The 15109-nt window shown below is 72.0% G+C and carries 15 protein-coding genes and 1 tRNA gene; 6 read left to right on the top strand and 10 right to left on the bottom strand.

Annotation, left to right across the window (positions count from 1 at the left end; genetic code table 11):
* Window positions 1-8: 8 nt before the first annotated feature.
* The 4 genes from D7223_RS16095 to D7223_RS16080 form a co-directional block, all read right to left on the bottom strand.
* The gene (locus D7223_RS16095; protein ID WP_120729284.1) at window positions 9-1079 is read right to left on the bottom strand and encodes a MerR family transcriptional regulator; all 1071 of its coding nucleotides are present in this window, start codon (window positions 1077-1079) and stop codon (window positions 9-11) included.
* Between the two features lie 71 nt (window positions 1080-1150).
* Complete coding sequence (locus D7223_RS16090; RefSeq protein WP_147252636.1) at window positions 1151-1342, bottom strand: hypothetical protein; 192 nt, start codon at window positions 1340-1342, stop codon at window positions 1151-1153.
* Window positions 1343-1379: 37 nt separating this feature from the next.
* Window positions 1380-1700, bottom strand: a complete 321-nt coding sequence (locus D7223_RS16085; RefSeq protein ID WP_120729199.1) for a hypothetical protein — start codon at window positions 1698-1700, stop codon at window positions 1380-1382.
* Between the two features lie 90 nt (window positions 1701-1790).
* Window positions 1791-1864: transfer RNA gene (locus D7223_RS16080), tRNA-Gly, on the bottom strand.
* A gap of 224 nt (window positions 1865-2088) precedes the next feature.
* Between D7223_RS16080 and D7223_RS16075 the strand changes: the two genes are divergently transcribed.
* On the top strand, window positions 2089-3093 hold the full coding sequence (locus D7223_RS16075) for a zinc metalloprotease (protein ID WP_120729198.1): 1005 nt from the start codon (window positions 2089-2091) through the stop codon (window positions 3091-3093).
* A 75-nt stretch (window positions 3094-3168) separates the two neighbouring features.
* Here D7223_RS16075 and D7223_RS16070 read toward each other — a convergent pair whose 3' ends face one another.
* Window positions 3169-3684, bottom strand: coding sequence for a pyridoxamine 5'-phosphate oxidase family protein (locus tag D7223_RS16070; RefSeq protein ID WP_120729197.1), 516 nt, complete (start codon window positions 3682-3684; stop codon window positions 3169-3171).
* Between the two features lie 78 nt (window positions 3685-3762).
* Between D7223_RS16070 and dcd the strand changes: the two genes are divergently transcribed.
* On the top strand, window positions 3763-4341 hold the full coding sequence (gene dcd, locus D7223_RS16065; RefSeq protein ID WP_120729196.1) for a dCTP deaminase: 579 nt from the start codon (window positions 3763-3765) through the stop codon (window positions 4339-4341).
* 64 nt (window positions 4342-4405) lie between these two features.
* Here dcd and D7223_RS16060 read toward each other — a convergent pair whose 3' ends face one another.
* The 3 genes from D7223_RS16060 to D7223_RS16050 form a co-directional block, all read right to left on the bottom strand.
* Window positions 4406-5401 (bottom strand): C40 family peptidase, encoded by a 996-nt coding sequence (locus D7223_RS16060; protein WP_120729195.1) that lies wholly within the window; start codon window positions 5399-5401, stop codon window positions 4406-4408.
* Between the two features lie 186 nt (window positions 5402-5587).
* The gene (locus D7223_RS16055) at window positions 5588-6589 is read right to left on the bottom strand and encodes a hemolysin family protein (RefSeq protein WP_120729194.1); all 1002 of its coding nucleotides are present in this window, start codon (window positions 6587-6589) and stop codon (window positions 5588-5590) included.
* On the bottom strand, window positions 6582-7907 hold the full coding sequence (locus D7223_RS16050; RefSeq protein WP_120729193.1) for a hemolysin family protein: 1326 nt from the start codon (window positions 7905-7907) through the stop codon (window positions 6582-6584). The genes D7223_RS16055 and D7223_RS16050 overlap by 8 nt, the downstream gene beginning before the upstream one ends.
* 129 nt (window positions 7908-8036) lie before the next feature.
* Here D7223_RS16050 and D7223_RS16045 point away from each other — a divergent pair, with 129 nt between their 5' ends.
* Complete coding sequence (locus D7223_RS16045) at window positions 8037-8711, top strand: GOLPH3/VPS74 family protein (protein WP_120729283.1); 675 nt, start codon at window positions 8037-8039, stop codon at window positions 8709-8711.
* Between the two features lie 64 nt (window positions 8712-8775).
* Here D7223_RS16045 and D7223_RS16040 read toward each other — a convergent pair whose 3' ends face one another.
* Window positions 8776-10971 (bottom strand): (Fe-S)-binding protein, encoded by a 2196-nt coding sequence (locus D7223_RS16040; protein ID WP_120729192.1) that lies wholly within the window; start codon window positions 10969-10971, stop codon window positions 8776-8778.
* Window positions 10972-11293: 322 nt separating this feature from the next.
* Complete coding sequence (locus D7223_RS16035; RefSeq protein ID WP_120729191.1) at window positions 11294-11557, bottom strand: cell division protein CrgA; 264 nt, start codon at window positions 11555-11557, stop codon at window positions 11294-11296.
* Window positions 11558-11783: 226 nt separating this feature from the next.
* Between D7223_RS16035 and D7223_RS16030 the strand changes: the two genes are divergently transcribed.
* The 3 genes from D7223_RS16030 to D7223_RS16020 are packed head-to-tail and all read left to right on the top strand — an operon-like array spanning window position 11784 to window position 15107.
* Window positions 11784-12584: a DUF881 domain-containing protein gene (locus tag D7223_RS16030; protein WP_120729190.1), complete on the top strand. Its 801-nt coding sequence runs from the start codon at window positions 11784-11786 to the stop codon at window positions 12582-12584.
* Window positions 12581-14818, top strand: coding sequence for a class E sortase (locus tag D7223_RS34410; RefSeq protein WP_238162033.1), 2238 nt, complete (start codon window positions 12581-12583; stop codon window positions 14816-14818). Before D7223_RS16030 ends, D7223_RS34410 begins: the two co-directional genes overlap by 4 nt.
* 4 nt (window positions 14819-14822) lie before the next feature.
* Entirely contained in the window at window positions 14823-15107 is a 285-nt protein-coding gene (locus tag D7223_RS16020) for a hypothetical protein (protein ID WP_120729189.1), read from the top strand.
* The last annotated feature ends 2 nt before the right edge of the window (window positions 15108-15109 follow it).

The following is a 15109-nucleotide window of genomic DNA, read 5'->3' as shown; positions in this document are numbered from 1 at the left end:
CGCCGGGCCTAGCCGGCCACCACGTCGGCGACGACGCAGGCGACGTTGTCCGGCGCGCCCGCGGCGTACGCCAGGTCCACCAACCGTTGCGCGGCCTGGTCGGATCCGGTCACCGTGCGGAGGGTCTCGTGCAGCGTGGGCCGGTCGACGACCGCCGAGAGCCCGTCCGAGCAGAGCAGGTAGCGGTCGCCGGCCAGCGCGGTACGCACCGCCAGGTCCGCCTCCACGTCGGCCCCACCGGCACCGACGGCACGTGCCAGCAGGGCCCGCCGCGGATGGGTGGCCGCCTCGTCGGGACCGAGCCGGCCCTGGTCGACGAGGGACTGCACGTAGGTGTGGTCCCGGGTCAGTTGGGACAGCTCACCGTCGCGCAGCAGGTAGACCCGGGTGTCACCGACGTGCACCAGCACCAGTTGGGAGCCGGACCGGAGCAGCGCCGTCAGGGTGGTGACCGGCTGGTGGTCGTCCACCGCCGACGCCCGTACCGTCCGGTCCGCCTCGGCGACCGCGTCGGCCAGCAGGCTCAGCAGCTCCGCCGCCGGCACGTCGGCGGTCTCCAGCGACTTGAGTACGTCGATCGCGGCGGCACTGGCGGCGGCGCCCCCGGGGCCCCGCATGCCGTCCGCGACGGCGAGCAGCCGCTCGCCCGCGTACACCGCGTCCTCGTTGCTGTCCCGGACGGCGCCGGTCTCGCAGCGGGCGGCGACGCGGAAACTCAGGGTGTGGTTCTTCTCGGACATCGTGGTACCCCTTCCGGAGAGGATTTCCACGAGGAGGGTGGCGTGGCGACCGCGTGCCTCGGTGTCGGCGGTGACCCGGCGCCAGTACGCCCCGACCGCGACCGCTGCCGCGTCGGGGTCCAGCCCGCACACCCGGCCGATCTCCGCCAGCGGCATCCCGATGCGCCGCAGCGCGGCGATCAACCGGGCGCGTTCCAGTTGCTCCGGCGTGTAGAGCCGGTAACCGGACTCCGGGTCGACCGCCGCCGGTGGCAGCAGCCCCGTCCCGTCGTACAGGCGCAGGGCCTTCGGGGTCAGACCCGCCGCCCTGGCGAACGCGCCGATGGTCAGCAGTCCCACGTCGAACATCCTCCCCGTGCCGGCCAGGGTGACCGGCACGGACCAGGCTGCGGCCTGCCCGAAGGTCAAGGTCAAGGGCCGGTCCGGCTGCCGTCGCGGGCATCCGGTGGCCCACGCCACGGCGTGACGCCGCGCGCCGCGCTCACGGCGGACATCGACCTTCGCACGTGCCATTCCGTCACGCCACGAAAGTTCGTCGCCAGCGCGACACCGACGAGGGTCAGGGTCAGGCACATGCCGACACCGGCCAGGATCCGCCACATCTCCATCCCCTCCCGGGTCCGGTGATCGGAGCTGGACTTACCCGTCCTCGAACGGCTCGTCATGCCACCGGAAACCGGCCTCATCGTCCTCGATGCTGAGGAGAAAGTCAGCCACCTGAAGACCGTCCGGGCGGGTCATGGTGAGGGCGGCCCGGATGTCGTCGTCGATCCGGATCATGGCCTCGTCGTCGTCCGCGTCGAGGGCGGCGTTCCGGTCGATGAAGAGTGGGCGAAGCGGCTCGAACCCGGGCAGCGGGCGGAACCGGCCGTACGTCCAAGGGAAGTCGTGACGCTGCTCGTCGATCTCGCCGACCAACTCGCCCCGGTGGTACAGCCGCCACACCCTGCCCGCGTCCACGGTGACAGGGTAGGCGGCGTCGCCGCCAGTGTTGACCTCGGAACATCGAAGGCCCCGACTCGGACTGTCGTCCGGTCGGGGCCTTCACGCTGGAGCGGGTGACGGGAATCGAACCCGCACTGTCAGCTTGGGAAGCTGATGTTCTGCCATTGAACTACACCCGCAGGCGGGCACCACTGTACCCGAGCCGCCCCCGCACCGCACCCAGGCACCCCGGCGCGTCCGTCGGAGACGGCGGCCTCGGCCGGCCGGACCGCCGGCCGGGAAAAGTTTCCTGCCGGCAACATATGGTCGTTCTCAAATGCGTCGATGCGTTGTAACGTCTGCCCCACGTTTTCAGCCTCGGTGCGACACACCCCCGGTCGCGCCGCCAGAAAGAGGTGGGCCCATGGGACTCCGTCCCAACCTGCTGACCCGGCGCAACGCCGGCATCGCATCGACGTCCTTCGCCCTACTGCTCGGTGTGGCCACGGTCGGCGTCCTGCCGACCGCCGCGTCGCCGGCCAGCGTCCCGCTCGCCGCGCCGGTCGCCGCCGAGGAGTGCTACGAGCCGGCCGGCGCCCTGGCCAAGGCGAAGGCGCGACCCGACGGCGTCGCCAAGCACGACCCGAACCACCTGACCCTGGCCCAGGTGCACCAGCGTGAGGCCGAGATGGCCGACCTGATCCAGGAGCAGGTGAAGCGCAAGGGTCTCCGGGCCAGCGTCGCGGCCGCGGCCACCGTCACCATCCCGGTCGTCGCGCACGTGATCCAGGAGAACAGCACCCGGGCCGGCGGCAACATCCCGGACTCGATGATCACCTCGCAGATCAACGTGCTGAACCAGTCGTTCAGCGGAGCCACCGGCGGTGCCTCCACGGCCTTCGCCTTCCAGCTCCAGACGATCAAGCGGACCACGAACCCCTCCTGGTACCCGATCGTGCAGGGCTCCTCGGCGGAGCGGTCGATGAAGACCTCGCTGCGCACCGGCGGCAAGAACACCCTGAACATCTATTTCGGTGAGCTGAGCAACGACCTGCTCGGCTGGGCGACCTTCCCCAAGCGGTCGCTGGACAAGATGGACGGCGTGGTCGTGCTCAACGAGTCGCTGCCCGGTGGCACCGCCACCAACTACAACCTGGGCGACACCGGCACCCACGAGGTCGGCCACTGGCTGAACCTCTACCACACCTTCCAGGGCGGCTGCTCCGGCTCGGGCGACAGCGTCTCGGACACCCCCGCCGAGGCCTCGCCGGCATACCAGTGCCCGACCGGGCGGGACACCTGCACGAGCACCGGCAAGGACCCGATCACCAACTTCATGGACTACACGTACGACTCCTGCATGTACCAGTTCACCCCGGGCCAGGCCAGCCGCATGCTGAGCGCCTGGAACGCCTACCGCGCGGCGTGACCTGACGCTCGCTCGTCCCACGTACGCAGGCCGGTGCCGGCTCCGTCCCACGGAGCCGGCACCGGTCTTTCGCCCTCAGGCGGCCGCGCGGTCACGGGGGCGTAACCCGGTGACGGCGGTCGGATCGCCGCCGAGCGGGTCGACCCAGACCTGGACGGCGGGGCGGCTGTGCCCGGTGAAGCCACCCGGCTCCCGCCGGGTCACCATCGCCACCTCGACAGTGAACTCGAAGAGCCGCCAGTCGACGTGCGGCGCCGCCCGGAACCCGCGGGCCAGCCGGGCGACCCGGGCGACGTCGGTCACCGGCCGGGCGCGACCCGCCACGTAGGCCTCGTCGTCGCTCTCCTCCGCCGGGAAGGAGTGCAGCGCGTAACGGCCGTCGCGTTCCAGGTCGCGGCGCTTGGGGGAGTCGATGACGAAGCAGAACAGCCCCTCGTCGGTGACGACCGGCGAGACCGGGTGCACCCGGGGGCCGCCGTCGGCGCGGACCGTGGCGAGGTAGCCGAAGCCCGGCCCGTACTGCTGGAGAAGATGACTGATCGCGTCGGCGAGGCGGGGCTCGTCGGTGGCGAACTCGGACCAGGAAGTCATGTCGCCAGTCTATCGAACAAGCGTTCGAACACGCACTCCGACACGCAGGTCGGCGGGGCCGCTCGCTATGGTGTTCCGATGCTGCTCTCCGACCGCGACCTGGTCACCGAGATCAAGGCGGGCGCGCTCGCGCTGGAGCCGTTCGAGCCGACGCTGGTGCAACCGTCCAGCATCGACGTACGCCTGGACAAGCTGTTCCGGGTCTTCAACAACCACCTCTACACCCACATCGACCCGGCGATGCAGCAGGACGACCTGACATCGATGGTCGAGGTGCCCGACGGTGAGCCGTTCGTGCTGCACCCGGGTGAGTTCGTGCTCGCCTCCACGCTTGAGGTGATCTCCCTCGGCGAGCAGCTCGCCGGCCGGCTGGAGGGCAAGAGTTCGCTGGGCCGGCTCGGCCTGCTCACCCACTCCACCGCCGGGTTCATCGACCCCGGCTTCTCCGGCCACGTCACGTTGGAGCTCTCCAACGTGGCCAACCTGCCGATCACCCTCTGGCCCGGCATGAAGATCGGTCAGCTCTGCATCTTCCGGCTGTCGTCGCCGGCCGAGCACCCCTACGGCTCGGCCGTCTACGGCTCGCGCTACCAGGGACAGCGTGGCCCCACCCCGAGCCGCTCCTGGCAGCACTGGCGCACCTGGCCGACCCGCTGACCGTCCCGGAACGCGACGCGGCCCCGGTCGTCATGACCGGGGCCGCGTCGTCCGTACGGTCGGGTCAGCCCGGGCGACGGAAGCCCTTGATCGTCTGACCAAACCGATCGATGCTCGCCACCTTCACCGGAATGCCGGCCCGCGACGCGTGCACCATCAGGCCGTTGCCGAGATAGAGACCCACATGACTCGGCCAGAAGACCAGGTCACCGGGGCGGGCCTCGGACCGGCTGACGGCCCGGCCCTCGTTCCACTGCGCGCCGGTGTAGTGCGTCAGGTTGATGCCCGCCGCCTTGTACGCGTACTGGGTCAGGCCCGAGCAGTCGAACGAGTTCGGCCCGGTGGCGCCCCAGACGTACGGGTCGCCGACCTGCGCGCAGGCGGTCCTGATCGCGATCCGTGCGGCCTCGTTGACCACGCCGTTGATGGTCGGGCAGCCGGTCACCTTGACGGTGGTCTTCGGCATCGAGGCCTGGAGCCGCTTGATCTCCGCGTCGATCTGCTTCTTGGTCGCCGCCAGATCCCGCTCCTGCTTGTTCTGGGCGGCGATCAGCAGGTCGAGCTTCTGCTTCTGGTCGTCGTACTTCTGGCGGACCGCCAGCACGCCCGCGATCTCGCGACGTTCCTCGGAGGCGAGCCGGTCCAGCATGAGCAACTGCTCGCCCAGCTCATTGGGGTTGCCGTTGACCAGCAGGGCGCTGAGCTCCTGCGACGGGCCGGTGATGTAGTACCGGGAGGCCATGTCGCCGACCCGGTTCATCGCCAGTTCGCTCTCCAGAGCGAGCGGAGTGATCTTCTTCTGCAGTGCGTCGGCCTTCGCCACGTTGGCCTTCCGCTGCGCCCGCACCTTGTTGTACTGCTCGATGGTGGGTTCCAACTTCTCCCACTGCTTGTCCATCGCGGCCTCGATCTCTTCGACCGAGGGCTCCGCGTACGCGGGCGCGGCCAGCGCGCCGGCACCCACCGCGACGGCGGCGACCAGGACGAGCAGGCGTTGAACGGTCCGGCGCAGGCCGCCCGGACGGGTCGACCGGCCCAGGGCGTGACGATGAGGGGGCATGGTTGCCACCGGCGTCGGCTCCTTTTGCAACCCGCCGCCGGGCGCCTCGCGTCGGGGAAGGAGTGCGAGGCAGACAATCCACAGCGGCCGGTGCCCCACATTAGGGAAGCGGGGCATCGGAAGCAAGGCGACCAACAGCCACTTCACGTCTGCGCGACGACCCGAACACCATGCGTCGCCTTTCCCTTATCCGACGATGGCGGTCAATACGTCGTCGAGTGTCACCACGCCGAGGGGCCGGCGGCCGTCGCTCACCAGGACCATGTGCCGTCGCTCCCGGCGCATCGCCAGCAGCAGGTCGGCGAGCGTACGCTCCGGCGGCACCACGGCCAGCGGCCGGTAGACCTCCGCCGGCACCGGCGTCCGCCGGCTTCCGCCGGCGTACCCGAGCACGTCCTTGACGTGCACGAACCCGAGCACCCGACGGGTGGAGCGGTGCACCACCGGGAACCGGGACCGGCCGGTACGCGTGGCGAGCACCTCCAGCGAGGCCGGCGACACGTCCTCCCCGACGGTCGTCACGGTGGACCAGGGTTGCAGGGCGTCGGCGGCGGTACGGCTGTGCAGGGCGAGCGCGCCGGTGATCCGGGCGTGTTCCTCGGCGTCGAGCATCCCCTCGGTCCGGGCCTGCGCGACCAGCCCGGCCAGTTCCTGGGCGGTGAAGACCGTCTTCACCGCCTCGGTGGCCTCGATCCGCCAGAGTCGCAGCACGTGCCGGGCCGCCCACTTCATCGCCAGCAGCAGCGGCTTGGTGGCCAGGCAGAACGCCAGCATCGCCGGTCCCAGCCAGAGCGCGGACAGCTCCGGGCCGGCCAGGGTGATGTTCTTCGGCACCATCTCGCCGACGACGGTGTGCAGGAACACCACCACGCCGAGGGCGAGCACGAACGCGACCGGGTGCACGGCCGGCTCCGGCAGGCGTACCGCGTGGAACACCGGCTCCATCAGGTGGGCCAGCGCCGGCTCGGCGATCGCGCCCAGGCCCAGCGAGCAGACGGTGATGCCCAGTTGCGCCCCGGCGATCATCAGCGGGATCTGGTTCATCGCCGACAACGCCCACCGGGCCCGCTTCGAGGTGGCGGCCAGCGGCTCCACCACCGTACGGCGGCTCGCGATGAGCGCGAACTCGCTGCCCACGAAGAAGGCGTTGCCCAGCAGCAGCACGCTGGTTACCAGCAACTCAGTCATCGTGCTCGGGCTCCGCCGGTCGCCGCACCCGGACCCGCTCGATGCGGTGCCGCTCCACCTCGACCACGGTGAACTCGTAGCCGGCCTCCTCGACCGTCTCCCCGACCACCGGGATGTGCCCCCGACGCGCCATCAGGAACCCGGCCAGCGTCTCGTACGGCCCCTCGGGCAGTCGGAACCCGGTCTGCTCGGCCAGCTCGTCGGAGCGCAGCACCCCGTCCACCAGGACGGCCCGGTCCCGGCCGGAAGCGGTCGACCCGACGGCCCGGACGTCCGGCGCGGCGGCCGGATCGAACTCGTCGGCGATCTCCCCGACCAGTTCCTCGACCAGGTCCTCGATGGTGACCACACCGTCGGTGCCGCCGTACTCGTCGACGACGATGGCGAGGTCGGCGCCCTCGGCCCGGAGCGCGGCGAGCACCCCGTCCAGGTCCAGGCTCTCCGGCACGTACACCGGGTCACGGGCCACCGAGCCGACCTCGGTGGTGTCCCGCCGAGCCAGCGGCACGCCCAGGGCGTCCGGCACCCCGGCGACCCCGGTCACCAGGTCGAGCGTCTCCTCGTAGACCGGGAACCGGGTCCGGCCGGTCCGCCGGGATTGTTCGAGCAGGTCGGTGACGCTGGCGGTGGCCGGCAACGCGATCACGTCGACCCGGGGCGTCATCGCCTCGGCAGCGCGCTTCTCCCCGAAGCGGATGGTCCGGCGCAGCAGCATCGCGGTGTCCGGCGGCAGCGCGCCGGCCCGCGCCGAGATCGCCGCCAGCAGGCCCAGTTCCTCCGGTGACCGCGCGCTGGCCAGTTCCTCCTGCGGTTCCACGCCCAGGGCACGGACCAGCCGGTTCGCCGAGCCGTTCAGTCCTCGGATCAGCCAGCCGAAGCTGCGGGAGAAGACCCGCATCGGGCCGGCGGTGGCCAGCGCGGTGGGCATCGGCCGGGCCAGCGCGGCGTTCTTCGGCACCAGCTCGCCGAAGAGCATCGACAGCAGGGTGGCCAGCGCCAGGGCGAGGAACGGGGTGAACCGGTCCGCCTGGTCCCCGGCGACCGGGTGCAGCAGCGGCGTGAAGAGCCGGGCCAGCGCCGGCTCGGCGAGGTAGCCGGTGAGCAGGGCGGTGAGGGTGATGCCGAGCTGCGCCCCGGAGAGCTGGAAGGACAGTTCGCGCAGGGCCCGACGGACGGTGGCCGCGCGGCCGTCACCCGCGTCGGACCGCCGGTCGATCTCCGCGCGATCCACGGTCACCAGAGCGAACTCGGCCGCGACGAAGAACGCGTTGCCGCCGGTCAGCAACACGAAGCCGGCCAGGGGGAGCACGGCGGTCAGGAGAAGGCCGTCGATGGTGCCTCACCTCGGCGCGATTCTCGCACGCACGGGCACGTTCATAAATGTCCGGAACCGATCGCACCAGATCACGGCCGGTCGGCGGTGGTCGGGCCCGGTTACCGTCGGGCCATGGCTCCCTTCACCCTCGCCCACGACCTCGTCCTGCTCAGTTACGACGACGCCGGGACGGACCGGCTCGGCCGACCCGCCCTCGACCACGGTCTGGCGGGGGCGCTGCTGGTGGAGTTGGCGCTCGCCGGCCGGATCGCCGTCGAGGACGACCGTCTGGCGGTGGTCGACCCGACGCCGGTCGGGCAGGCGCAACTCGACGCCGCACTGGCCCGGATCGCCGCCGAGCCGAAGCGTCGCCGGCCCAGGGACTGGATCACCCGGCTGGCCGGAGACCTGCCCGAGCAGGTGCTGGACGGGCTGGTCACCGCCGGTGTGCTGCGCCGGGAGTCCGACCGTGTGCTGTGGGTCTTCCCGCGTACCCGCTATCCGTCGTCCACCGGCGCGGAGCCGGCGGTGGAGTCGGAGGTCCGGCGCCGGATGACCGACGCGGTGACCGGCGACGGCCCGGTGGATCCGCGCACGGTCGCGCTGGTCGGCCTGGTCCGGGCGGTGGGCCTGGACCGGGAGGTGTTCCGCGGGCTGCCGAAGGACGTCGTCAAGCGGCGGACCGAGGAGCTGGCCGCCGGTGGGTGGGCGGTCGCGGCCACCCGGAAGGCGATCGAGGACACCCAGGTCGCGCTCCTGGCGGCGACCACCGCGACCACCGCGGTGATCATCACGACCATCTCCTGAGCAGGACGACGGCGGCGGCACCCCGCGAGGGTGCCGCCGCCGTCGGTGTCTCCAGGTGTACGCCTCAGCCGGCGACCGGCGCCGTCTCCTGGTCGCCGGCTGCCTGCTCCGGCTTGACCGAGCGAAGCAGCACGCTGGCCACGTCGACCACCTCTACCTGCTCGCCGGCGCCCTTGCCGTTCACGCCGTCGTTGAGCATCGTCGAGCAGAACGGGCAGCCGACGGCGACCGTACGCGCTCCGGTGGACATCGCCTCCTCGACGCGGTCGACGTTGATCCGCTTGCCGATCTTCTCCTCCATCCACATCCGGGCGCCGCCGGCGCCGCAGCAGAAGGAGCGCTCGCTGTTGCGCGGCATCTCGACCAGGTCACCCTCGATGGAGTCGCCGAGCACCTCGCGTGGGGCGGCGAACACCCGGTTGTGCCGGCCCAGGTAGCAGGGGTCGTGGTAGGTCACGCCGCCGTCGACCGGCTGGACCGGGGTGAGCTTGCCGGTGCTCACCAGGTGGGCCAGCAGCTGGGTGTGGTGCACGACCTCGAACTCGCCGCCGAGCTGGCCGTACTCGTTGCCCAGAGTGTTGAAGCAGTGCGGGCAGGTCGCCACGATCTTGCGCTTGCTCTTCTCCCGGCCGTCGAACGCCTCGTTGAGGGTCTCGACGTTCTGCTGGGCGAGCATCTGGAAGACGAACTCGTTGCCGATCCGGCGGGCCGGGTCACCGGAGCAGGTCTCCCCCTCGCCGAGGATGGCGAAGGAGACGCCGGCCTCGTTGAGCAGCGTGGCGACCGCCCGGGTGGTCTTCTTGGCCCGGTCCTCGAAGGCGCCGGCGCAGCCGACCCAGAACAGGTACTCGAAGTCCTCGACCTCGCCGACCCGCGGCACCTCGAAGTCGAGGCCCTTGGTCCAGTCCTCGCGGGTGTTCTGCGGGGCACCCCACGGGTTGCCCTTGTTCTCCAGGTTGCGGAGCATCACGCCGGCCTCGGACGGGAAGCTCGACTCGATAAGCACCTGGTAGCGACGCATGTCGACGATGTGGTCGACGTGCTCGATGTCCACCGGGCACTGCTCGACGCAGGCGCCGCAGGTGGTGCAGGACCAGAGCACGTCCGGGTCGATGACGCCGCCGGACTCGGCGTCACCGATCAGCGGCTTCTCCGCCTCGGCGAGCGCCAGCACGTCCAGGTGGGCGAGCTGGGCCGCGGTGGCCTTCTCCTCGCCGGTCAGGTCCTTACCGCCGCCGGCCAGCAGATAGGGAGCCTTGGCGTACGCGTGGTCGCGGAGGCTCAGGATCAGCAGCTTCGGCGACAGCGGCTTGCCGGTGTTCCAGGCGGGGCACTGCGACTGGCAGCGACCGCACTCGGTGCAGGTGCTGAAGTCCAGCAGTCCCTTCCAGGTGAACTGCTCGACCTGGGCGACACCGAACTGGTCCTTCTCGGGGTCGGCCTCCTCGAAGTCCAGCGGCTTGCCGTTGCTGGTCATCGGCTTGAGCGCGCCCAGACCGGAACCAGCCAAGCCGGGGTCGCGCTTGAAGAAGATGTTGAAGAAGGCCAGGAACCGGTGCCAGGCCACGCCCATGGTCACGTTGAGCGCGATGACGATGAGCCAGGTCATCGAAATCATGATCTTGATGAGGGCGGCGATGCTGACGCCGGCCTCCCAGTTCGGCAGCGCGGCGCCGACCGCGTGGCTCAGCGGGGTGGCCCACGTCGGGTACTCGAAGTGGTCGGTGGCGACCTTGAAGCCCCGGATGACGAAGCCCATGATCAGCACGGCGAGCACGATGCCCTCGACGAAGTAGCCCTGCCACATCGTGGAGCCGGTGAACCGGGACTTCCCACCCGGCCGGGTCGGCCGGTTGCGGATCCGGATCGCGATCAGCACCAGGATCGCGACGATGCCGAGGATGCCGATCCACTCGGTGACCAGGCCGTAGATCGCCCACCCGCCGATCAGGGGCAGCCCACCGGTGGGCGAGACGACCTCGAAGTACGCCTCCAGCACCAGCAGGGACAGCACGACGAAGCCGACCATCACGAACCAGTGCGCCGCACCCACCACGCTCCAGCGCAGCATCCGGGTGTGGCCAGCCGTCTCGGCCAGCATGGTCGTGGTCCGCGTGCCCTTGTCGGTGAATCGCGACGGGTCGGGCTGACCCAGCCGGATCACCGCCACCATCTTCATGACCGCGCGTACGGCGAGCCACACCGCCACGGCGGTGATGGCGGCCGCGACGATCGTGGTGACGATCTGGACGCTACCCATCGAGTCGGCCCTCCCGGTCTGCTGCTGCGTCGAGCGGCTCGGCGACCGGGGCCGGGATCAGGACGGGTTCGACGCCTGGCCGCCCCCGCACCCTCGACCGGACCGGTCGATGACCTCGCTCCGCTCGGTCATGCGATGCAGCCTACGCGCAAGGTTACCCAGCAGTAACGTGAGTCTTCTCGCACCCGGGGCCGCGCCGCCCTGCGCACACCTTAGGGGGCATCGACCGTTGCCGCCGGGCTGGGGCACGGTGCAGTGAGAAGGATCCTTCCGCCCGGTCAGTCGGGCCGGGGCGTCGAGGGCCGCTCGACGCCCCGCCCGCTCACCGCCAGCGGGAGAGCAGGATCAGGGAGCCGACCATGGCGCCGAAGCCGACCGCGAGGTTCCAGTACTGCCAGGACGCCACCGGGTATTCCTGCTCGGACAGGTAGTAGACCACCAGCCAGCCGATGCCGAAGACGATCAGCGCGACCGCCGAGATCGGCAACCACACCGGGCTAGGCTTGCGCGTCGACGCCGTCGCCGTCGGACGGACATCCGTCGGCGGGGTGTACACCTTCTTCTTGCGGACCTGTGACTTGGGCACGACGCTCTCCAGAGGGGTGACGACCTCGTCCGGCCTGACAACCGGGCGCGAGGGCGACGGTCCATGGCCAATAATGTTCGACAGCTAGCGTAGTCCGGAAGACCCGTCCAGGCCACGAATGGGGTCAGGCCGGTGCACGGAGTGACCGAAAGTGGCGGTCCGGACAGGTCGCCGCACCCGCCCGCGTCCCGGCGTGCGGGCACCAGACGACGGGAGGGGACGCCCCGTGGAGTACACATCCGGCGCGGCCTCCTGGCAGAAGGCGCTCCGACGGGCGATCGCCGCGCTGCTGCGGCGACCCCGGCGGCGTCGGCCCGGCTGGTCGATCGGGGTGCCGTTGATCGCCGCCGCGGCCGGCCTGCTCTTCACCACCACGGCCACCACCGCCGGGGGGACGGCCCTGCGGGAGGACCGCCGGCCGCAGCTCAACCAGCTCATCGAGGACCGCCTCGCCGAGGTGGCCGCGAACGAGGAGCGGGCCGCCGAGCTGCGCCGCGACGTCGAGGGCCGGACCACCGCGCTGGCCAAGTCGGACGCGCCCATCGGAGAACAGCAGAACCGGGCGGCGGCGAGCCGCACCGCCGCCGGTTTCACCGAGCTGGCCGGATCCGGCGTGACGGTGGAACTCGACGACGCGCGGCTCGGCGACGGGCAGCTCCCCGAGGGCGCCACGAACGACGACCTGGTGGTCCACCAGGGTGACGTGCAGGCGGTGGTGAACGCCCTGTGGGCCGGTGGGGCGGAGGCCATGTCAATCATGAACGTCCGCGTGCTCGCCACCAGCGCGGTACGCTGCGTGGGTAACACCTTGCTGCTGCACGGCCGGGTGTATTCCCCACCGTTCAAGATCGTGGCAATCGGCGATCCCGCTGCCCTCCAGCAGGCGCTCGCCGACTCCAAGGGAGTCCGGGAGTTCAGGGACTTGGTCGACGACTACAAGCTGGGCTACAAGGAGTACGTCTCCACGGTCTCCGTGCCCGCGTTCGAGGACTCGACGACCCTGCGGTCGGCGACGGTACCCAAGTGAGCGGCCCACCGGACGAGTGGCACGAGAGCCACCAACGCGACCGGGCCGACGGCCCGACCGCCTTCCTGCCCAAGGTCGACCGGCCCGATTCCGCGAACCGACGCCCGGGGTCCGCGCCCACCCGAGAGTCCACGCCCGCCCGACCGGCGCCGGCCGGGAGGTGGCCGGACCCGGTCCTGCCGCCCCGGGCCGCCGCACCGGCGCCCGATCGCCCCGGCACGCCCCCGCCGGCACGCACCGTCGAACCCGGCCCCTGGCGCCCGGCTCCGGCGGCCACCCCGCCCGCCCCCTCCGGTGCCGGAGGGGGCCGCCCCGCCGGTTCACCACAGCCCGCCGGACGCCCGACCAACCAGACCTGGTTCCCCCCGTCGACCCCGCCCGCCCGGTCCGCGCCATCCGGGCCCGGCCGCGGTCCGTCCGCCGACCCGGCCCGAGCCACGTCAGCCGGAGCCTCGGCCGCCGGCCGGCCCGCCGGCACCGAGCACCACGCCGCGCCGCACGGGCCCGCCGCCGGCACCGAGCCGGGCCGGGCCACGCCACACCGTCCCGCAGCCACCGGCCGTCCCGCAGCCACCGGCCGGCCGGCCGGCACCGAGCCGGGCCGGGCCACGCCGCGCGGATCCGCCACCGGCCAGCCGGCCGGCACCGAGTCGGGCCGCGCCACGCCAAGCGGACGCGCTGCCACCGGCCGCCCGGGCGGTGAGCCGGGCCGCGCCACACCGCGCGGACCAGCCACCGGCCGGTCCGCCGGCAACGAGCCGCACCGCGCCGCGCCGCACGGGCCTCCGGCCGCCGCCCGGCCGGCCGGCGAGTCACCCCGGAGCGCACCGCACGACCGCCCCAACGGCGGCGAGCCGGGCCGTAACGCACCGCACGGACCCGTCACCGGTCGTCCCGGCGGTGCCGAGCCGGGCCGGGCGCCCGACGCGTACCCGGCCAACCCGCCGCCGTGGCCGGGCGCCGGCCCGGTGCGGCCGGCCACGCCGCCACAGGCCACACCGGCTGCCCGGCCGACGGAGGCCCCCCGGCCGGGCACTCCGGCCCAGGCCAACGCGCCGGCCCAGCCCGCCCGACCGGCCCAGGCCGGCCCACCGACCGGGCCGGTCCGAACGACGCCGGACGGTCGGTCCGCCGGGGAGGACCCCGCCCGCCCGTCCGCCGGGCGGGCCGCGAGCGGATCCTCCTCCGGCGACGCGCCGACCGCGTACCTCCCGAAGGTGGGCGGGTCGGCAAGCGCCGGCGCCCGTCCGGCGGCCCCGGCCCCGCACGGTGGCCCGGACCGCCCGGCCGACCCGGCGGCCACCGCCGTGATCCCGGCGGTGGCCGGGCGTACGACGGACAACTCCCCCCGGCCGGCGACCCCACCGGCCGCCGACTCCACCGCCCTGATGGGGGCCGTGCCAAGGCCGCCGAGGACGGAGGAGCCGGACGGCGACGGGGCGGACCAGCCCGCCGAGCCGCCGCGTCCCCGCCGGGGCGAGAAGGTGGTACGCCTGCGGCCGCACCAGACGGGCGAGGGTTACAAGAGCGTCTACTCCGAGCTGACCCGACCGTCGCTGGCCTCCCGGCTGCGCACCGGCATCCGGGTCAGCGGCGAGGTGCTGATCACCTTCGGCCTGGTGGTGCTCCTCTTCGCCGGCTACGAGGTGTGGGGCAAGTCGGCGATCGTCGACGCCAACCAGAAGGACCTGAGCCAGCAGCTCGCGCAGGCCTGGGGGCCGTCCGGCGACCCGACCGTCGCGCCGAGCGCGTCGGCGTCCGCCAAGCCGGTGGCACCGGTCCAGGGCAAGCCGATCGCCGGCCTCTACATCCCCAAGCTCGACAAGAACTGGGTGGTCGTCGAGGGCGTCACCCAGAAGGACATCCGGTACGCGCCGGGGCACTACCCGACCAGCGCCATGCCGGGCGCCGTCGGCAACTTCTCCGTGGCCGGACACCGCAACCGGGCCACCTTCTGGCGGCTGGACGAGTTGGACGACGGCGACGCGATCGTGGTCGAGGGCCGGAACGACTGGTACGTCTACCAGGTGACGCGCAACCACATCGTCAAGCCGACCCAGGTCGAGGTGGTGGCACCGGTCCCGGGTGAGCCGGGAGCGAAGCCGACCAAGCGGATGCTCACCCTGACCACCTGCAACCCCAAGTTCGACAACTACGAGCGCCTCATCGTCCACGCCGAGCTGACCCGTACCCAGCCGAAGTCCGCGGGCCGGCCGACGGAACTGGGGGGCTGAGGACATGTACTCCTGGATCTGGCGCAAACTTCCGTTCGGGCTGCCCGGCAAGCTGATCGGCAGTCTGCTGTTGACCACCGCGACGGTGGCCCTGCTCTGGTATGTGGTCTTTCCGTGGGCGGAACCCCTGCTGCCCTTCGACGACGTGCAGGTCACCCAGGAGTCCGGCGTCCCCGGGGACCCGGGAGGGGACACCGTCCCCGGCGGCGGCGACGCGCCGGCCGGCGACGAGCACGACCTGCCGTACGACACCGACCAGAACAATTCCCCGCCCCCCTCGGACAGGTGACA

Source organism: Micromonospora endolithica (assembly GCF_003626595.1).
GTDB lineage: Bacteria > Actinomycetota > Actinomycetes > Mycobacteriales > Micromonosporaceae > Micromonospora > Micromonospora endolithica.
This window is presented reverse-complemented; position numbering and strand designations above follow the sequence as displayed.